Genomic DNA, 19,381 nt, shown 5'->3' with positions numbered 1-19,381 from the left:
TTGGCAACAATTCAGACTAGCCTTCTACAAAAAAAAGGCATAGCATGCTGGGCATCTGTGTTCCGTATTTGCCAGTAAACGTCAAGGTCACCTAGTGAAATTCTTCCTATCTCTTTTTACGCTGTTTAGTATTTTCTGTACTACTCTTACCAATGCTGCTCTACTTAATATTGCTCCTGAAAGTGTTGAAGCCGCTGCATGGACAATTGTAGACACTCAATCTGGACAAATCATTGCTGAGCATAATAGTCATGTACAACGTGCACCAGCATCCCTAACCAAAATGATGGTTGCCTACATTGCATTAAAAGAGATTAAGGCTGGAAAATTAAAGCTAGATCAAGTCATTACTGCAACCCCTGTCGTAGGTGTGGTTCAGTGGGACGAATCACAAATGTACCTCAAAGCAGGTGAACAAATTTCAGTTGATCAGCTTTTGGCTGGTTTAATTGTGATGTCAGCAAATGATGCCGCGGTGACTTTGGCAGAAAAAATTTCTGGTGACGTGCCTCATTTCGTACAACGTATGAATCAAGAAGCTCAAGCATTAGGTATGAAAGACACGCATTTTAGTAACCCTGCCGGGATTACAATGCCAGACCATTACACTACAGCTCATGATTTGAGCTTATTAAGTCAGGCAGTGATTCACCAAACACCTGAATATTTACGTTATTCAAAAATGCCAAGCTTTAGCTACAATCAACGTTTTCACCATGCGACCAACCTTGCTTTGAAATATGATCCATCTGTAGATGGTTTAAAAACTGGCTATACCAAAGCAGCGGGTTATAACTTGGCTCTCACAGCTTCGCGTCCTTCATTTTCACCAAACTTACCGCAAAGACGTTTACTGGTTATTGTTTTAGGTACACCAAGTGCCGTAAAACGCGCTGAAATTGCCGATAAGTTAATGAATCTTGCGTATGCGTATACACGTGATGAAGTGGTTATTCCAGAGCAAAAACTAATTGCTGAGCTACCTGTGATTAAATCAACTTTAAAAATGTTTAAAGTAGAAACTAAGCAGCCAACCATTGTCACGACTTCTTTATATGCTGAGCCAGCAGCTATCGATTTAAATACGTTTGATTATGCTACACAGCGTATTCAAGTTCTTGATAGTAACAAGCAGCCTAAAACTATTGTTCCACTTGAAACCACTCAAACACGTGTAAACATTCAGTTAAATGAGCAAAAGTTAACTGCTCCATTAATGAAAGCGATGAACTTGGCAACTGTTTCAATTTATCAAAACAATCAGCTGATTCGCAGCCTACAAATTGAAAATGATGTGCATATTGAAGAAGCTAACATTTTCCAAAGAATCATGATGTGGTTTTCTAATCTTTTCTCTATTTTTTCATCGAGTAACCATAGTGCAGCAAAACTCTACCCTGTAGATTCGCACTAAAAACATCAAATTGTGCACAGAGGCACAATAAATTTTATAAATAAAAGATGGCATAATTTAGCCATCTTTTTTTATAGAAAAATAATTAGGTGATAAAAATGGCCCAAAGTTTACATCATATTGTTATTGTCGGTGGTGGTGCGGGTGGTTTAGAACTTGCCACACAACTCGGTGAAACGTTTGGGAAAAGTGGTAAAGCTAAAATTACATTAGTCGACCAAAATTTGACTCATATCTGGAAGCCGCTACTTCATGAAATTGCTGCAGGTTCTTTAAATCCTCACGAAGAACAAACCAATTATTTTGCCCATGCAGAAAAACATCATTACGAATTTGTATTAGGAACGCTTCTTGCAATTGATAAAGAGAAAAAAATAATAGATTTAGTGCCCCCTCAAGTGTCTAAAGAACAAAACAATCATGTTCAACAACTGAGTTATGACACGCTTATTTTGGCGCTTGGTTCTGTATCGAATGACTTTAATACACCAGGGGTACGTGAAAACTGTCATTTTCTCGATAGTCGAAAACAAGCTGATATTTTCCAACAAGACCTTTTGCATTTATACATCGAAGCGCAAAATCAACCAGATCAACGTACCTTAAATATTGGAATCATTGGCGCGGGTGCAACTGGCGTCGAACTTGCAGCAGAACTTATTGAAACAACCAAAAACTTTTATCGCTATGGTTTGAAAAAAATCCATCCTAAACAAGTCAAAATTACACTGATTGAAGCATCAGGGCGAATTCTTCCTGCCCTAAATGAGAAAACGGCTGAGCATAGTGCAAAACAGCTCCAAAAAATGGGCATCGAAATTTTAACTCAACACCGCGTTGAAAAAGTTGATAAGCATTGCATCTATTTCAGTAATGGTAATCAGCTCAAAAGTGATATTACGGTATGGGCAGCTGGGGTAAAAGCCCCCAAAGTTCTTGAAAGTTTTACCGATTTCGAACGTGACAACATTAACCGTTTAATGGTCTATGCAACCCTGCAAACTTATTCTGACCCAAATGTTTTCGCTTTCGGTGACTGTGCACATTGCCAGCTTGATGCACGAAACCCGCCTCTTGGACCACGCGCTCAAGTTGCTAGTCAACAAGCAAGCTTTTTAGTAGATGCAATGGCTGCTAGGCTAAATGGCCGTTCACAGCCGATGTTCACTTTTAATGACAAAGGTTCACTTGTGTCTTTAAGTCGTAATAAAGCCGTTGGAGAATTGCTTGGGGATGTTAGTGTACAAGGATATATTGCTAAAACGATGTATGTATCTTTATATCGTTTACATCAAGCAACAATTCACGGATACACTCAAGCTGGACTACTCACAGTGAAAGATTTACTTACAAGACGAGTACGTCCAAAAATTAAGCTGTATTGAGTTGAATTTTTTAAGTTCATCCCTATATAGACAAAAACGCATTAGAAAAAGTGTTAAAGATTGAGATTTTGTAGTCTACAAAATTTATTTTTCACTTTATGATGTACGCTTTAATTGATTGAATGGATCAAAAACATGACTGCAATTGCAAATAACCACGTGGTTTCATTCCACTATAAATTAACAAACGCTGAGGGTGAAACACTTGATCAATCTCAAGGTGAACCACTTGCCTATTTGCATGGCGCAGGCAATATCATTCCAGGTTTAGAAAATGCATTAACTGGCAAAACTGTTGGTGAGAAATTCACTGTAAACGTACCAGCTGCTGAAGGTTATGGCGAATACAACCCAGACCTAGTACAAGAAGTTCCAGCTCAAATGTTCCAAGGTGTTGATAACATTCAACCTGGTATGCAATTCCAAGCTCAAACAGATGACGGCGTTCAAATCGTTACTGTTAAAGCGGTTGAAGGCGACAACGTTGTAGTTGATGCTAACTTCCCACTTGCTGGTCAAGATTTAACTTTTGAAGTTGAAATCGTAGAAATCCGTGAAGCTTCTCAAGAAGAATTAGATCACGGTCACGTACACGGTGCAGGTGGTCACCACCACTAATTCATCTTTCACAAGATGATAAAAAGCAAAGCTTCGGCTTTGCTTTTTTTATGCCTTTATTTTATATAATATTCAGAGAGTTAATTTATTATTGGACGATGCATGTCAAATACTTATCAGTTGATTTGGTTCCGACAAGATTTACGAGTACGCGATCATGCAGCTTTATGGCATGCCTGTCAGCAAGGACCTTCAATTGGATTAGTCATCTTATCGCCAGAGCAATCGAAACAACACGACGATGCTCCAATAAAAATTAATTTTTATTTACGACAACTCAGAGAGCTTCAAAAAGAATTAGCAGCACTTCATATTCCGCTTGTTGTCCAAGTCATTCCCAATTGGAAGGATATCGCTAAGTTTATTTCTGATTTCAGCCAGAAATATAATATTGAAAATGTTTATGCCAATATTGAAATGGGTGTAAATGAATTAAAAAGAGATAAAACAGTACAAGACTCTTTAAATAAAGGCAGTAAAGAACTTTTTTTATTTCATGACCGCACAATTTTTCCTCTGCGTTCAATTCGCAACAAATCAGAACAACCGTATCAAGTTTTTAGTGCATTCAAAAAAGCATGTTATGCAAAACTAGATACCAACGGTTTACCACAATGTTACCCTTTACCAAATAAACAAACTAAAGTTCCAACTGATTTCTTAAATGTGGAAAATGCAGACTTAGCTGAAATTGAAAAGCTATTCTGCTCATCCATTAGAACAGAACAACAAGATTTATGGCCTGTTGGCGAATCATATGCATTAGAACAGTTAGATGAATTTATTAAAGACTCTGTATCTCACTATAAAGTCGAGCGAGATTTTCCTAACGTAGAAGGTACAAGCAAACTTTCGCCTTATTTAAATATTGGCATTTTATCTATTCGACAGTGTCTACAAGCACTCTTTCGTGCTCAACACGGCAACTTTCACTTAGTCAATGAAGGCCAACAAACATGGTTGGATGAACTTCTTTGGCGAGAATTCTACCAGCATATTTTATTTGATTTTCCGTATGTGTCTAAACACATCCCATTTAAAAAAGATACTCAAAAAATTAAATGGAACCATAATCCAGAACACCTGAAAGCATGGCAAACTGGGCAAACGGGTATCCCTATTGTTGATGCTGGTATGCGTCAACTTTTAGAGACAGGTTGGATGCATAACCGAGTACGAATGATTACCGCCATGTTTTTATGCAAAAACTTACTGATTGATTGGCGCATTGGTGAGCAATGGTTTATGCAGCATTTAATTGATGGGGACTTAGCGGCGAACAATGGTGGATGGCAATGGTGTGCCTCAACTGGAACAGATGCTGTACCTTATTTCCGGATTTTTAACCCCGTTAGCCAATCACAAAAATTTGATCCGAATGGAGACTATATTCGCAAGTGGGTGAAAGAATTAGCTCATCTGGACAATAAATCTATTCATGAACCTTATTTAAGTAAAACGAGTCTTCGCTTAAATTATCCAAAACCAATTGTAGATTTAAAAGAATCACGTATTAAAGCAATTGAAACATTCAAGAGTATTTAGATAAGAATTAAGTCTTATCTGTTTATTTTTGATTAACAATTAACAACAGGATTTGACTATAAAGGGACTTTCAACTACAAATAAATATATTAGATACTTAAAAAGGACATAAACAACAACAACTTCGCAAATCCACACCTTTCATTATAAAAGTATAAAAAAATTAACATTACAAAAAGGTAGCATAACCCGCATGCAACAAAAAAACCCAGGTAGAACACTCGTCTTATGGATTATCGCAGCTCACCTATTTATGGGAATGGTTGCATATGAGTGGTTGCCTGTGAGTTTTAGAGGAAGCTGGATTTTTATTCTTCTTCTTTTAATTTCTGGTGCTTTTTTAGAAGTCGGCTTGTCTTTAATTGTCGGTTTACTCGCATTTATTGGAGTTGCTGTATATTTTCTACTCGACTTAGGGGCTCAAACGCACATTGAACGACAGCTTCTCTTACTTTTTATTATTCCTCTTATTCCGCTCTTTTTAAGTGCTGTACGCCATAATATTGAAATTAATGTTCAAAAATATCGAGATATTCAAAGCTATGACCGAAATTATCGTCGTGATATTTTCCCATTAAGCGCTTTAAAATACTTCCAACGTAGTTTTTTTAAACTACTTGATCACCATAATGTCCAAGACTACGAAGTTTTTGTAATTAGGATTCTTAATCGTAGTTTAATAAAAGAAATGCTCGGTGATGATGTTTGGAAAACCACTCAAAATGAAATGATTAAAATTTTGAGCCAACATGAACCTAATGAGATTATTTTCCAGTTTGCTGATGATGACTTGGAAAATATATACAGTATTGTCATTCGCCAGCAAAAAACAGAAGAAGAACCTGACTTTATTAAAAAGTTAAGAGAAATTATGACATTACGCCTTGAGGTGGAATATAAAATTATTCCAATTCCACCTGAGGAGATGAGCTAATGTCTAATCTTCTTAATATTTGTGGAATTGTGATTGCTTCTAGCCAATATCCAGACGCTACTCTACAGCAGTTCTATCGGCAATATTATCATTGTGAAATTAAAGCGGAACAAACAAAAGCCGAAATACAAAGTTCTAATGATCTTTCCATGTTTTTTCCTTATCAAGATACATGGTGGCCAGTCTTTACCATTGATCAGATTAGTTCAGAAAGCTTTCAAAAGTTTGTTCATAATGGAATTCGACCCGGCATTATCTTGCCAGATGAAGTCTTTGGTTTCCCCCACTATTTTTTATTAAAAGAAGCAGTAAGCCAAGGCGCTATTCCGATCGTACTTTTTAAAACTGAACAGCCTCAATATTTTGCTGCTAAGGCGACATTTTCAACAGCTATTGGTTTACGGCCAATGGCTGCATTTGTGAGTACAGGGTGGGATGAAAATTTAATTTCACAACCAGCGGGTAGTTATATTATCCAGTTAAATTCGGCAAACTTACCCATACCCTCAAGAGAGGTTAAACAAGGTAAACATTTATTTTATTCGGCCAAAGGTTTTAACGGTCATGTTTCAGGTTATGAAATTATTATCAATCCTCCTGCCGATTTACCCCTCTCCAATATTCGCTATCCGCAACTCGGTATTTCGTGGAAATTTAATAATATTAATTATGTAAGCACCCCTGAACATGTCAGTACCAATCTTATTGGTTATATATTTATTGGTTTAAGTATAGTTGTTGTTCCTCTAGATCTGATTTTAACAACGACCTATCCAGATCTCCTCGGTACATTTGGTAGTTACATTTCATGGATCTCCTTAGTAGTGGGATTAATTCTATTATTACTACTCATCTCTTCTATTATTAGGAGGGTTCGTAAAAATGGCTCCAATTGATATTCTGTTTTTATTTGGCTTTCTAGGTATTTGGATTCCACAGGCATTTTGGGCATGGTTAAGCTATCAAGCGTGGAAGTATTCCAAAACGGCTGAAAAGGAACTACAAAACTTACCAATACCAGAAAGATGGCCAGTCTTAAGTGTTTTAATCCCTGCTTATAATGAAGGCGTAGTGATTGAGGACACTTTGCATGCAATTGCTCAACAAGATTACCCAGCAGAGTCTTATGAAGTCTTACTGATCAATGATGGCTCCAAGGACAACACGCTTGAAATTGCAGAAAACCTCGCAAAAATTTATCCGTGCATAAAGATTGTTAATGTACCCAAAGGTATGGGCGGTAAAGGTAAATCAAGAACCCTCAATAACGGCCTTCCTCATGCTAAAGGTGAGTTAATTGTTGTTTATGATGCCGATAGTACTCCTGAACCTGATTGCGTCCGATTACTCGCACAAACCTTACTGGCAGATAAAAAGTTGGTTGCTGTAAATGGCAAAGTAAGAACCCGTAACTGGCAAGATAGTATTTTGACTCGTTTTATTGCCATTGAGTTCATCTTTTTCCAATGGATCTTTCAAGGTGGGCGCTGGCAACGTTTTGAACTATCAACATTGATGGGGACTAACTACGTTATCTGGCGCGATGCATTAGAAACTTTGGGTGGTTTTGATGAAAAGTCGCTAGTCGATGATACAGAAATGAGTTTCCGAATTTTTATCGGACAAAAACGAATTAAATGGGTTCCCTATGCAATTGGGTGGCAGCAGGACCCGCCTTCCTTAAGTGTATTTGTTAAACAGCGCTCACGTTGGACACAAGGTAATTTTTATGTGACACGTAAATATTTACCTGTAGCACTCAGAACACCATTTCCCATCGGAATTGAAATTCTGAATAACATTATGTGCTACATCCTTTTCGTACCAGCTCTGTTTTGGAGTCATATCACCTTAACACTTGGCTTACTTGATATTGCAGGTATTTCAGTTCCGGGACCATTTACGCTCCTGTGGGGTCTTTCATTTTGCCTATATGTAGCGCAAATGTGGTTTACGCTATCTTTAGAAAAAGTTAAACCCGAACTCTATTTTTACTCTGTTTTATCTTACGTAAGTTACTCACAAATCTTCTTATTTATTGTATTTAAAGCCGCATTCGACATGCTAAAAAATAAAATACAGGGTAATTCCCTTCAATGGTACAAAACAGAACGTAGCAAGGAGAAAAAATAAATGAAAAAGACTTTCAAACTCTATCCACTTATACAAGCACTCCTTGCTAGCAGCTGCCTTATGTTAGCCGTGCCTGCTCATACCAACACATGGAAATTAGATGATATTAGTACATCAACTAAATATACGGTGGAGCCCCATTTTTTCTATGTGGGAAAAGGCGCTGAATGGCAAAATATACAGTTTTCTACTGACTATTCCACTGAAAATGACACCACATTACTCGTAAAGTATGACGATAAACTTATCTATAACACGACATTAAATGGTGATGGTCAATTTAAATTTAATATTCCTGCCAGTCCAAGTGGTTTTCACCGTTTAGATTTTATTATTCAACAATATGCTAAACCGACAACTCTAAACCAGACAAAAGAAACCTTCTGTACCGAAGATATCGATCATTTAACTTATTTGAGTAATTCCCAACTCGACTTTACGCCTATTCGTAATGTTTATCGTTTAAAAGATTTACCAGATGCTCTATTTAACCCACAAACTAGGCGTCCTACCCCATTTGTTGGAATTTTAAAATATAACCGTAAGGAAATTACCGAAGCATCCATGCTAGCTCGTTTGGTAAGTTCGTGGAGTTCTGTAACACCAATTGAGTGGGTCGATTCAGGACAAACTAATTTAAATCCTGAAACAAACTTTATTATTGAAGTAATTCATTCGGCTAGCCCACTTAAAGGCGGTGCTTTAGTACAAATTGCAAAACCAGCAGAAGGTGTTCCGACATTATCAATTACTTACCACACACCTCAAGAGCTTACAGCCGCAATTAATGGACTAATTAACCCTTCTTATGTACAGCAGCTTGATACAGGCAGTGCTATTTTCCCAACCACAATTTCAACACCAGCGTGGGCGCAATTTAGAAAAATTGATACGCTTGCAGATTTGGGTATTAGTGACTTCAGACTCAACCATGCTGAAAAGAACCTCTTTCTTGATTTTCCAGCAGTATGGCAACCAACTGATATCCTACAGGGACAAATCGCACTTCGTATTCAAAGTGGTTTATTACAAGGCTCTAGTATAACTGCATGGCTGGATGGCGGCCTCGCTGGTAGTATGAAAACAGCAGATCTTGCTTCTGACCCCGTAAACCGACAGTTCAACATCTTTGCCAAGGAAATTTCAAATACAACAAACTTTAGCTTAAAACTTGAAAACTCGGTCATTGCCAACTCACAGTGTTTACCAAATGCTCATGGTTCACTTTGGGTTGATACTGCCAAATCAACGGTAAAACTTCCACATAAGCTCAAAAATGGTGTTGCAGCACTTTCCATGACGTTAGCGACCAAGCCAACAATTGCAATTGATGACCAATCAGGGGCTTTAAACATTGCCATTATTTTGGGGCAAGTCGCTAAAAATATGCTGCTTACACAAGCTCCAATGCCATTAAACTTAGTACGGTTTTCACCAAACGCTCCTCAAGCAGTTAATGTCAGAGTCAATAAAGAAATTTATCAGCAACAAGTATCAATGCATCAAAACATTATTTATGCACCAGCAGCAGCAAATGGTTTTATTGTGAGTTATAACAATAACCGCTTTGATGTGATTACTGACTCTGAAAATGGTGCGCTCAGCTTTATGCACTTATGGGGAAAAATACAACATAAAATTCCAAACAATGTCACCAAAATGCTGGTTTCTGAAAATGGCAATATTTATGTTCTCCAAAAATTAATTGTAGGCAACCAAAAAGCACCACTAGTTCAGCAATCATCATTCTTTTTACTAGTTGTGATTATCTCTGCAATTATGATAATAGTGATCTTCTTGTGGTATTGGTTACGACGAAATAATGAGAAAACAGATACCAATTAAAATAACTGCTTTTATTATTTTAATTATATGTAGTGTAGTGGCGTATGCGGGGTTGTTCAAAAATCATGGACAACCTCCAATTATTGAAGGTATTTTCTGGCAACCCGATAATAATACCACTCCTCCTAAAGGAAACTGGCATTACTTAGGAGTGAACACTTTTGTTCCCCAATGGTCAGTCGTCGAATCTAAATCTTGGTGGAAAAACTCTAATCTTCCTCAATGGGAAAATGCCATTGATATACAAAAAATTAAACAACAACCTTGGGCTAAAAATCTTATTTTGGGTTTAGCAGGTGAATATAATGAACGTGAAGCACGTGCAAATGTCGTTGCTTTAGGAGAAAAATCTGCGCAAATTATTCAAGAACAAAAAGATGCACCATTAAAAGGTTATTATTTTCCAGTAGAAGCCGATCCAACATGGCTAAGAGTCAGTACATTAGGTCATGTTTTAGAAAAGCTACCCTCACCCATCTGGGTTAGTATTTACAGTGGTGAAAGCGAACCTGAAAACTATGATTTGTGGGTTAAAAGTTGGTTGCCTCAACAAGCGGGTATCTTTTTTCAAGACGGCGTAGGTGTGGGAGTAAGAACTCCTCAACAAGCTCGACGTATTTTAGATCAACTTGAGCAAACTCTTGGAAAAGATAAAACGGTGATTGTGCTCGAAGCTTTTCGAACCAAGAAAAATGGACAATTCCGAGCAGCCTATCCTTGGGAAATCATTTCTCAGATTAAAGCTTATGAAGGCAAGAAAATTTATATTTTTGATGGTCCACACTACATGGGACGTTGGTCGGTTTACATCGTCGGTTTGTGGTATCGTCTCGCTTATGGCGGCACATCTACCGCCATAAACAAAACAGAAATTTCAAATTAAATAGCTTCTATTCATACGTTTTAGAAATTTCATCTAATATTCGCTGAGCAGCACGTCCATCACCAAACGGATTTTCAACATTTGCCATTTTTTGATAATGCTTTGAATCCGTTAAAAGTTTCTCAGCTTCATCTATAATTTTTTGCTGATTTGTTCCAACCAATACCCCTGCCCCCACCTCTACTACTTCTGGACGTTCAGTAGTGTCTCGTAAAATTAATACAGGTTTATTAAACGATGGACTTTCCTCTTGTAAACCACCAGAATCCGTTAAAATAAAACTGGAACGATCTATAACGGCCAATAAACTTGGGTAATCGAGTGGCTTAACCAAATGAATTTGAGCATGATTTTTAAACTTATCATGCACTACATCATGTACAGCTGGGTTTAAATGCACAGGCCAAATAAAATGTAAATCAGGATGATGATTAGCTAAATGCTCAACTGCATTACAAATATTCTGAATTCCTTCGCCAAAATTCTCACGGCGGTGAGCAGTTATAAGTACAACTTTATCGTTTTGTTTTAATTCAATTCCGTAAGGCTCAAGTTGATTTTTCAAACCCGTCTTTTCAGCTATGAGTTTCCTTCCTAAATATACAGCATCGACTACCGTATTCCCTGTCACTGTAATCAACGAAGGTGGAATCTGCTCATTTAACAAGTTACGCTTTGATTGTTCTGTAGGGGCAAAATGCCATTTGGTAATACGAGAAACTAACTGGCGGTTACCTTCTTCAGGAAATGGATGATCTAAATCATAAGAACGTAAACCTGCTTCGACATGGGCAACAGGTATCTTCATTGAAAATGCGACTAACCCAGCAGCTAACACAGTCGTAGTATCACCCTGAATGACAATCGCATCTCTTTTTTGACCATCGGTGTAGACATGTTCAAGTTGTGTCAAACCATGAATTAACAGCTGATTTAGGCTTTGTCCTGCATTCATAATTTTAAGTCGGTGGTCAATTTCGACCCCAAAGAAATCTATGGCATCTCGCACTAATTCATCATGCTGCCCCGTGAAAATAACTTCTACCTGAAATCGTGAGTCTTGTTTTGCTAATAGAATTACTGGAGCCAACTTTATAAGCTCTGGACGGGTACCAAAAACAATCGAAATAAAAATTTTTTTCATTATTAGAAATCCTTATAAAAAACAAGTTCTACTCGGGTATTGTTGTAATGATCTTTTGTATTAACAGGCACGTCTTTAAAATAGTTGCCATATAGACGTTCAACACGTAGTTTTATTGGTTGATAGTTAAAAGGCTGCCATGAAATCCCTGGGCCATATTCAAATAAATTATTGTAATATTCATTTTTACTGTCTGCTAAGCCATGCAATTTCACATAAGCCTGCACAGTTCCCTCGTCTCCTTTATATAAATTTAAACCTGTGCGTAAGCGTAAATCTCCAATAACGTTATAGTCTTCTCTTGAATAAGTCGCGACATTACCATAGAGGTCCGTAAAGTAATTATCTAAACAAAGTGTATGATTACATTTAGACTGCGAATACCATTCCTGATAACCCGTTACACCGCCTACAACACTTTCACGAAATTTTTTTCTATTTCGATCAATCAAGTCATAACTTCCACCCACTTCGACATAAGCTCGAACAGGAATTGAAGTCCATGGTTGATAATTTGCACCTACCCCAAGAGTAACCGCATTTTCATCAATAATTTCAGGTCGTACTCCACCTTGAGATTTAGTATCACGGTTTAAATTAAGAAAGCCATAGACTTGAGCTCGTCCATTATCAATATTTTTACCGTACCGAACTTTTAAAGGAAAAATAACATCGTCATAACGTGACTCATAAGAGGGTGCAAAATAAATATCACCAAAATATGGTTTAACCTCAACCCCACTTAAATTTTTAACCGCTTGAGTTGCCTTTGCTGCAATTGCTGGATCTGAAGATGAAGTTAATTCTTTAAATAAAACCAATGCATCACGATCTTTTTTCTGCTGATTCAGCAAATATGCTTCTTGTAATTTTAAAGTGTGATCTTGAGGAGCTAAAGCTCTTGCTTGTCTTAAGCTTTGTAAAGCCTCATCTCTTTTTTCGAGCCGAATTTGTAAATAAGTAAGGCTTTTCCAGACTTTAATATCTGTAGGGGTCAACTTACTCAGCTCAACTAATATTTTTTCTGCTTCTTGAGGTTGAGACTGTTCTATTTTATAAAATCTGTCCCACTTATCATAAATGAGGTTTCCAGGTTTATAGTCTGAAGCTACTTGGTCCTGTGCATAAACAGAGCCCATACTCACTACCGTTAAAGAAGAGATCACTGCTCCCATAAGTAATATTGAATGCGTTATAGAATTTATTGTTTTGCTATTTTTCATTTTCACCTCTGCAGTAAATTAGAGTTATTAGGAGCAATTTTTGGAATAATCAATAAATATCATAATTAAAAATAATGATTTACATCGTTAAGTTAGGTTAAGGATGGTTTAATATAAATAATTTAGTCTCCATTCTTATTATTGATCTATTCTTTAGTATCCCTAAATTTCCTATAATGATGACATATTTTTTGATCAATAAATTGTAAAATTTCATAGCATCTATAAAACATTTATAAGGCAAAACACATGGCTTTTCCACATCATACAGAGCATCATGCAATTCACCGTTCAGGTTGGTTAAGAGCTTCGGTATTAGGAGCCAATGATGGAATTATTTCTGTCACTAGCTTAATTATGGGCATGGCAGCAAGTGGAGCCAACTCACATACTCTATTAATTACATGCATTGCTGGACTAATTTCTGGGGCTACATCAATGGCTGCCGGAGAATATATTTCCGTAAAATCTCAAGAAGATATTGAAAAAGCTGATCTAGCTATTGAAGCAAAAGAACTCTCAAAGCACCCACAAAAAGAATTAGATGAATTAACTCAAATTTATATTTCTAGAGGCTTGTCTAAAGAATTGGCTCAAGAAGTTGCTTTGCAGCTAACCACTCATGATGCATTGGGTGCACATGCCCGTGATGAAATAGGTATCCATGAAAATACGGCAGCCAATCCTGTACAAGCTGCATTATCATCTGCTGCATCATTTTCTTTTGGGGCTTTTTTCCCCATGCTCGCTATATTACTGAGCCCGAATCAATGGATTATGCCTGTGGTTTTGGCTACCGGTATTCTTTCATTAGCGATTTTAGGTGCACTTTCTAGTTATTTTGCAGGTACATCTAAACTTAAAGGTAGTTTACGTATTACGTTATGGGGAATTTTAGCAATGGCTTTTTCAAGCTGGATCGGTTCTTTATTTAACGTCACTCCTTTATAAAAAGATTTTTAAAATAGTCCTCTAGAATATTTAAAAATTAAATAGCCAATATTATTTGCTCTTCATTCTATTTTCACGTTATGGTGAAGTGAAAGAAGTGAGGTGAATAAAATGAGCCTATTACAACAACTTGCAATTAAACATCCAATTTTTCTGGCTCCCATGGCAGGGGTTTCTACACCAGAACTAGCAGCCGAGGTTTCAAATCAAGGAGGCCTTGGATCATTAGGCTTGGGAGCAAATACTCCACAAAGTGCACGTGAACAAATTTTAAGAACTCAAGCACTCACTGAAAACTCATTTCAGGTTAATTTTTTCTGTCATCAATCTACAGAACTTAATCTAGAAAAAGCAAAACAATGGATTGAATATCTACGTCCTCATTTCGAAAAATTTGGTGTTCAACCACCTCAAGAATTGCACTGTATTTATCCAAGTTTTTTAGACAATGATGACTTTTTAAATGTTGTTTTAGAAACTAAACCTAAAGCGGTGAGCTTTCATTTTGGGATTCCGCATCTGCATCAAATTAAAGCTTTGAAAGAAGCTGGTATTTTGACCATGGTTTCGGCCACCAACCTGATTGAAGCCCAAGCGATTGAGGCAGCAGGTATCGATATTATTGTTGCTCAAGGTATTGAAGCTGGTGGACATCGAGGAATTTTCAACCAGACTTTTGACGCAGCGATTAAAACCAGTGACTTGGTCCAATTGATTGTGAAGTATTGTAAGCTTCCTGTTGTGGCTGCAGGTGGCATCATGACTGGCTTACAAGCCAAACATATGCTGGGCTTAGGAGCAACCGCAGTCCAGTTAGGTACAGCATTTGTTCAATGCCAAACTTCAAATGCTTCTGCTGAATATCGCAAAGCATTATTTACTGAACCTGTAACGCAAATTAGCGCGAGTCTTTCTGGGCGTCCCGCTCGCGGTTTATTCAACCATTGGCATACCAAAATCGATTCACCTACTCGACCTGCCCAACCAGAATATCCATACGCTTACGATTTAGCAAAGCAACTCAATGCTCTTGCGAGTAAACACCATGACTATGGTTTTGGTGCTTTTTGGGCAGGAAGTAATGTTGCACAAATACGTGAATTAGGCGCATCTGATCTGGTCAATCAACTCGTTGTTGAAATGCTAGATAATGAATAGATAAAGATTTTAAGCAACCAGCCTGTGTACTGGTTGCTTTATTTTAGTGAGTAGCTAATAAATTAACTTGTTCAACCTGAACATCGCTCATCAAACTACCTTCTGCAAGTAATTGATTAAAATAACTCTCGACCACTAATGCTTGTTCAGCAGTGGTTTCAACTTTATACATATTTTGTCGGAACTCGTTACTTGAACGTAAGCCTTTGGTGTACCAAGCAATATGCTTACGAGCAATACGACATCCGGAATATTCACCATAAAATTGATATAACTCAGACAAATGTCCTAAAAGTACATCTTTGACTTCTTCAATATTGGGAGCAGCCAAATGCTCACCAGTTTTTAAATAATGAGCAATTTCACGGAAAATCCATGGACGACCTTGTGCGGCCCGCCCAATCATAATTGCATCAGCGCCAGTATAGTCCAGTACATATTTTGCTTTCTCAGGGCTATCAATGTCACCATTGGCAATTACTGGAATATTGATTAACTCTTTAACATGTTTAATTAATTCATAACGCGCTGTATTTAAATACATGTCTTCACGTGTACGGCCATGCAATGCTAACGCAGCAATCCCTGCCTCTTCAGCACGTTTTGCTACCCGTAAAATATTTTCTTGGCCATTTAAAAATCCCAAACGGGTTTTTAACGTCACAGGAACATCAACTGCTGCAACAACAGCATCCAGTATTCGGGCAACCAAGTCCTCATCTTGTAATAATGCTGAACCTGCTAATTTATTACATACTTTTTTTGCAGGACATCCCATATTGATATCAACTATTTGTGCCCCATTTGCAACTTGATAACGAGCAGCCTCAGCTAACTGTTCTGGATCAGAACCTGCAATTTGTGCAGAAATAGGAGCGAGCTCTCCATCAAAATTCGCACGATAAAGACTTTTTTTAGTCATCCGCAAAGTTTTGTCAGCAGTCATCATTTCGCTCACCGCATGACCCGCACCAAAATACTTACACAGTGTTCTAAATGGACGGTCTGTGACGCCGGCCATAGGGGCAACAATTAAATTATTTGACAGTTGATAGGGACCAATATACATATATATTCATACAATTGATGATCAACATAGTATACTTCATCCGCTTGATCAGCTCATCTTTTTTGCAGGTGCTTTCCTCTCCATGAACAAACCGTTGTCTTCCCGTTTTTTATTAAAATCATTCGGTGTAGTCACCGTATGCATGAGTTTAGCTGCTTGTGGAGATAAAGCCTGGTGGTCAAAAAATGATGAGCCCGATTTAGAAAGCCAGCAAATTAAAAAGTTAATTCCATCGCGCGTGCATGATCGTGAGTCATGGGCCAAAGATATTGAAGATATTATGCAGGAATTAAAAATTCCTAAAACCAAGCAAAATGTCTGCAGTATTGTTGCGATTGTAGATCAGGAATCTAACTTTGTTGCCAATCCAGTAGTACCGGGTCTTGGTAAAAAAGCGGTTGATGAAGTCAGTACCCGTTTAAATGAAAAGTTTGAAGACAAACTTGGTGAGAAAGTTGGCGGTACTGTCGCAGGCTACTTCGAGGAAGTATTAAAAACCCAGCCTTCCCCTGACAACAATTATATGAGTCAGATGCGTAAAGTCAAAACTGAAAAAGATCTCGACTTACTTTATCGTCAAATTTTTGATTTTATGACTCAACATTATCATGTCAGTGCTTTAACGGGTGCGGCTAAATTGGTCGGACAAGATATTGGCGAGAAAATGAATCCAATCACTACACTGGGTTCAATGCAAGTTCATATTAATTATGCCAAAGCTCATAAGCGTTCTAGCATGAATATTGCAGACCTTAGAAATGATCTTTATACGCAATATGGTGGTCTATATTATGGTATTCACCGCTTGATGGTATATCCAGCAGACTATGATAAGGCGATTTACCGTTTTGCCGATTATAACTCAGGTATGTACTCTAGCCGTAATGCTGCTTTTCAAAGCATGCTCGATGCCCTTACTGATACTAAACTTACTTTAGATGGTGATTTATTACTTTACAATAAATCTGGTGATCCACTCGCAGTTCAGAGTCAGTCAGAAAAAGAGTTAATGAAATTATTTACTGCAAATAATGTTTTAATTACTCCAAGACAACTTCGCGATGATCTGAAGTTAGAAAAAGAGAAAAAGTTTGAAAGTACAACAACTTATATTGCACTAACTAAACTTTATAAGGCTAAAACTGGCAAAGAACCGATCTATGCCATTATGCCTCAAGTGGTAATTTCTGGGCCTAAATTAAGTCGTGACTACAATACTAACTGGTATGCAACCCGCGTAAACGGACGATATGAATCATGTATGCAACGAGCGAAACGAATAAGACAATAAAAAATCTCGCCCTGTTCGATTTTGATGGGACCTTGTGTAGTAAAGACAGCTTTACAGGGTTCATCTTTTATGCGTTATCTAAGCGCCACATCGTTAAGCAAGGCTTGAAAATCCTGCCATGGATTCAAGCCTATTACCTTAATTTTTATCCCGCCCATGCGATGCGAGCTAAGCTGTTCCGAAGCATGTTCCGCAATACCCCGGCAATTGAGCTACAAAGGTTAGGTGAAGAATATGCACAAGAGCTCGTCTCGACGCTTTCACCTGAAATCTTTGCACAATTACAACAACATCAATTACTTGGTGACCAAGTGGTATTAGTTTCGGCTTCAATTGATATCTATCTTGCTCCACTTTGCAAATTACTTGATATCGAATTAATTTGTACTGAAACTCAAGTTAAAAATGGCATGATGACAGGTTACTACGCAACACCAGATTGTAGTAATGAACAAAAGAAGTTAAGAATACATGAACAATATTCTTTGCAGGATTATTATCAAATTTATGCTTATGGGAATACTTCAGAAGATTTAGACATGCTAAGCCTTGCCACCCACCCTTTTATGGTCGGTGAAGATCGAATCTTGCCTTCATTAACACCACAAAAAAAGCTCGCATGAAGCGAGCTTTTTTGATTGATCACAACTTAATAAATCGCCATATGGTCACGATGGATCATTTCAAGCGAACGGGCTTCTCCAAGTACTTGGTAAACCTTGTCTGAAGAAAGGCCTTTAATAATTTCAGCTGAACGAGAACTAAAGTTTACTCGTCCAACTGCAATACGTTTGCCTTGTTTATCCACACATTCAACTACATCACCACGATCAAAATGTCCTTCAACAGTTTTGACCCCAACAGGGAGTAAACTGCGATGTTTTGATTTAATCGCGTCAACCGCGCCATCATCAATTACCAAGCGACCTGCTGTTTGTAAATGTGCAGCAAGCCACTGTTGATGTGCTGTCATACGGTCTTTATCTGTTGTGAATAATGTACCTAACATTTCACCAGCCATTACTCGTGACAATACATTGTCACTTTCACCACTAGCAATCAGTGTTGGACAGCCTGACTTGGCAGCTAAACGTGCAGCACGAACTTTAGTGACCATGCCACCTCGTCCAAGAAGCCCACCACCGCCAGCCATTTCAAATAAAACATCATCCATGGCACGCACAGTTGATAACAACTTTGCATCAGGGTTATGGCGAGGGTCTGAGTCAAACATGCCCTGCTGATCTGTTAAAATGATCAGTAAATCAGCATGTACTTGACCAGCAACCATTGCTGCTAAGGTGTCGTTATCACCAAAACGAATCTCGTCAGTAGAGACTGTATCGTTTTCATTGATAACCGGAATAACACGCCAGTCAATCAAGTTCTGCAACGCATCGCATGAGTTCAAATAACGACGGCGATCAGCCAAATCGTCATGTGTTAATAACACTTGCGCTGTTCGAATACTATGATTTTCAAGCACGCTAGACCATGTATGAATTAGGCCCATCTGCCCAATTGCGGCACATGCTTGTAAACTGGGTAGATCGGTGGGTCGACTCGCAAGCTTCATACGAACCATACCTTCTGCTACAGCTCCTGAAGACACTAAAATAATTTCGTGTCCAGCATTGTGTAAATCTGCAATCTGTTTCGCCCAATGCGAAATAGCTTCCAGATCTAGCCCCTGCCCATTTGCTGTGAGTAAAGATGATCCGATTTTAACAACGATTCGTTTACACTCACTGAGCTTACGTTGCCCATCGACCACTTCTATCATGTTTT

17 protein-coding genes are annotated in these 19,381 nt (G+C 37.9%); 13 read left to right on the top strand and 4 right to left on the bottom strand.

The window, feature by feature from the left end:
* Positions 1-94: 94 nt before the first annotated feature.
* From ACH8JV_RS00755 to ACH8JV_RS00715, 9 genes are all read left to right on the top strand, one after another.
* Positions 95-1,414, top strand: coding sequence for a D-alanyl-D-alanine carboxypeptidase PBP6B (locus ACH8JV_RS00755; protein ID WP_396519188.1), 1,320 nt, complete (start codon positions 95-97; stop codon positions 1,412-1,414).
* Positions 1,415-1,512: 98 nt separating this feature from the next.
* Positions 1,513-2,799 (top strand): NAD(P)/FAD-dependent oxidoreductase, encoded by a 1,287-nt coding sequence (locus tag ACH8JV_RS00750; RefSeq protein ID WP_396519186.1) that lies wholly within the window; start codon positions 1,513-1,515, stop codon positions 2,797-2,799.
* Positions 2,800-2,934: 135 nt separating this feature from the next.
* Positions 2,935-3,417 carry a peptidylprolyl isomerase gene (locus ACH8JV_RS00745; protein ID WP_263614329.1) on the top strand — a complete coding sequence of 161 codons (483 nt, stop codon included), beginning with the start codon at positions 2,935-2,937 and terminating at the stop codon, positions 3,415-3,417.
* A gap of 102 nt (positions 3,418-3,519) precedes the next feature.
* On the top strand, positions 3,520-4,962 hold the full coding sequence (locus ACH8JV_RS00740) for a cryptochrome/photolyase family protein (protein ID WP_396519184.1): 1,443 nt from the start codon (positions 3,520-3,522) through the stop codon (positions 4,960-4,962).
* 193 nt (positions 4,963-5,155) lie between these two features.
* Positions 5,156-5,896 carry a hypothetical protein gene (locus tag ACH8JV_RS00735; RefSeq protein ID WP_396519182.1) on the top strand — a complete coding sequence of 247 codons (741 nt, stop codon included), beginning with the start codon at positions 5,156-5,158 and terminating at the stop codon, positions 5,894-5,896.
* Positions 5,896-6,792 (top strand): hypothetical protein, encoded by an 897-nt coding sequence (locus ACH8JV_RS00730; RefSeq protein ID WP_396519180.1) that lies wholly within the window; start codon positions 5,896-5,898, stop codon positions 6,790-6,792. The genes ACH8JV_RS00735 and ACH8JV_RS00730 overlap by 1 nt, the downstream gene beginning before the upstream one ends.
* Complete coding sequence (locus ACH8JV_RS00725) at positions 6,779-8,029, top strand: glycosyltransferase (RefSeq protein WP_000035257.1); 1,251 nt, start codon at positions 6,779-6,781, stop codon at positions 8,027-8,029. Before ACH8JV_RS00730 ends, ACH8JV_RS00725 begins: the two co-directional genes overlap by 14 nt.
* The gene (locus ACH8JV_RS00720) at positions 8,030-9,874 is read left to right on the top strand and encodes a hypothetical protein (RefSeq protein WP_396519178.1); all 1,845 of its coding nucleotides are present in this window, start codon (positions 8,030-8,032) and stop codon (positions 9,872-9,874) included.
* Positions 9,852-10,757 (top strand): hypothetical protein, encoded by a 906-nt coding sequence (locus ACH8JV_RS00715; RefSeq protein WP_396519176.1) that lies wholly within the window; start codon positions 9,852-9,854, stop codon positions 10,755-10,757. The genes ACH8JV_RS00720 and ACH8JV_RS00715 overlap by 23 nt, the downstream gene beginning before the upstream one ends.
* A gap of 7 nt (positions 10,758-10,764) precedes the next feature.
* Here the strand turns inward: ACH8JV_RS00715 and wecB are convergent, their stop codons facing one another.
* Complete coding sequence (gene wecB, locus ACH8JV_RS00710) at positions 10,765-11,901, bottom strand: non-hydrolyzing UDP-N-acetylglucosamine 2-epimerase (RefSeq protein WP_396519174.1); 1,137 nt, start codon at positions 11,899-11,901, stop codon at positions 10,765-10,767.
* Between the two features lie 2 nt (positions 11,902-11,903).
* Entirely contained in the window at positions 11,904-13,124 is a 1,221-nt protein-coding gene (locus ACH8JV_RS00705) for a tetratricopeptide repeat protein (RefSeq protein ID WP_396519172.1), read from the bottom strand.
* Positions 13,125-13,373: 249 nt separating this feature from the next.
* On the opposite strand from ACH8JV_RS00705, the gene ACH8JV_RS00700 reads away from it, so the two are divergent.
* Together ACH8JV_RS00700 and ACH8JV_RS00695 are read left to right on the top strand one after the other, a co-directional pair.
* Positions 13,374-14,075, top strand: coding sequence for a VIT family protein (locus tag ACH8JV_RS00700; RefSeq protein ID WP_049066550.1), 702 nt, complete (start codon positions 13,374-13,376; stop codon positions 14,073-14,075).
* 111 nt (positions 14,076-14,186) lie between these two features.
* Positions 14,187-15,233, top strand: a complete 1,047-nt coding sequence (locus ACH8JV_RS00695) for an NAD(P)H-dependent flavin oxidoreductase (RefSeq protein WP_396519170.1) — start codon at positions 14,187-14,189, stop codon at positions 15,231-15,233.
* A gap of 43 nt (positions 15,234-15,276) precedes the next feature.
* On the opposite strand, the gene dusB is transcribed toward ACH8JV_RS00695, so the two are convergent.
* On the bottom strand, positions 15,277-16,302 hold the full coding sequence (gene dusB, locus ACH8JV_RS00690; RefSeq protein WP_396519168.1) for a tRNA dihydrouridine synthase DusB: 1,026 nt from the start codon (positions 16,300-16,302) through the stop codon (positions 15,277-15,279).
* Between the two features lie 82 nt (positions 16,303-16,384).
* On the opposite strand from dusB, the gene ACH8JV_RS00685 reads away from it, so the two are divergent.
* Positions 16,385-17,593, top strand: a complete 1,209-nt coding sequence (locus ACH8JV_RS00685) for a DUF1615 domain-containing protein (RefSeq protein WP_263614339.1) — start codon at positions 16,385-16,387, stop codon at positions 17,591-17,593.
* Positions 17,560-18,216, top strand: a complete 657-nt coding sequence (locus ACH8JV_RS00680; protein WP_199999605.1) for an HAD-IB family hydrolase — start codon at positions 17,560-17,562, stop codon at positions 18,214-18,216. Before ACH8JV_RS00685 ends, ACH8JV_RS00680 begins: the two co-directional genes overlap by 34 nt.
* Before the next feature lie 26 nt (positions 18,217-18,242).
* Here the strand turns inward: ACH8JV_RS00680 and proB are convergent, their stop codons facing one another.
* On the bottom strand, positions 18,243-19,376 hold the full coding sequence (gene proB, locus ACH8JV_RS00675; protein WP_022575289.1) for a glutamate 5-kinase: 1,134 nt from the start codon (positions 19,374-19,376) through the stop codon (positions 18,243-18,245).
* Positions 19,377-19,381 lie beyond the last annotated feature (5 nt).

This window comes from Acinetobacter sp. ABJ_C5_2 (genome assembly GCF_044538485.1).
Taxonomy (GTDB): domain Bacteria; phylum Pseudomonadota; class Gammaproteobacteria; order Pseudomonadales; family Moraxellaceae; genus Acinetobacter; species Acinetobacter nosocomialis_A.
This window is presented reverse-complemented; position numbering and strand designations above follow the sequence as displayed.

Coding starts and splice junctions, on each gene's coding strand:
- ACH8JV_RS00750 (WP_396519186.1), top strand. CDS start 1,513: ATGGCCCAAAGTTTACATCATATTGTTATTGTCGGTGGTGGTGCGGGT.
- ACH8JV_RS00745 (WP_263614329.1), top strand. CDS start 2,935: ATGACTGCAATTGCAAATAACCACGTGGTTTCATTCCACTATAAATTA.
- ACH8JV_RS00740 (WP_396519184.1), top strand. CDS start 3,520: ATGTCAAATACTTATCAGTTGATTTGGTTCCGACAAGATTTACGAGTA.
- ACH8JV_RS00735 (WP_396519182.1), top strand. CDS start 5,156: ATGCAACAAAAAAACCCAGGTAGAACACTCGTCTTATGGATTATCGCA.
- ACH8JV_RS00730 (WP_396519180.1), top strand. CDS start 5,896: ATGTCTAATCTTCTTAATATTTGTGGAATTGTGATTGCTTCTAGCCAA.
- ACH8JV_RS00725 (WP_000035257.1), top strand. CDS start 6,779: ATGGCTCCAATTGATATTCTGTTTTTATTTGGCTTTCTAGGTATTTGG.
- ACH8JV_RS00720 (WP_396519178.1), top strand. CDS start 8,030: ATGAAAAAGACTTTCAAACTCTATCCACTTATACAAGCACTCCTTGCT.
- ACH8JV_RS00715 (WP_396519176.1), top strand. CDS start 9,852: ATGAGAAAACAGATACCAATTAAAATAACTGCTTTTATTATTTTAATT.
- wecB (WP_396519174.1), bottom strand. CDS start 11,901: ATGAAAAAAATTTTTATTTCGATTGTTTTTGGTACCCGTCCAGAGCTT.
- ACH8JV_RS00705 (WP_396519172.1), bottom strand. CDS start 13,124: ATGAAAAATAGCAAAACAATAAATTCTATAACGCATTCAATATTACTT.
- ACH8JV_RS00700 (WP_049066550.1), top strand. CDS start 13,374: ATGGCTTTTCCACATCATACAGAGCATCATGCAATTCACCGTTCAGGT.
- ACH8JV_RS00695 (WP_396519170.1), top strand. CDS start 14,187: ATGAGCCTATTACAACAACTTGCAATTAAACATCCAATTTTTCTGGCT.
- dusB (WP_396519168.1), bottom strand. CDS start 16,302: ATGTATATTGGTCCCTATCAACTGTCAAATAATTTAATTGTTGCCCCT.
- ACH8JV_RS00685 (WP_263614339.1), top strand. CDS start 16,385: ATGAACAAACCGTTGTCTTCCCGTTTTTTATTAAAATCATTCGGTGTA.
- ACH8JV_RS00680 (WP_199999605.1), top strand. CDS start 17,560: ATGTATGCAACGAGCGAAACGAATAAGACAATAAAAAATCTCGCCCTG.
- proB (WP_022575289.1), bottom strand. CDS start 19,376: ATGATAGAAGTGGTCGATGGGCAACGTAAGCTCAGTGAGTGTAAACGA.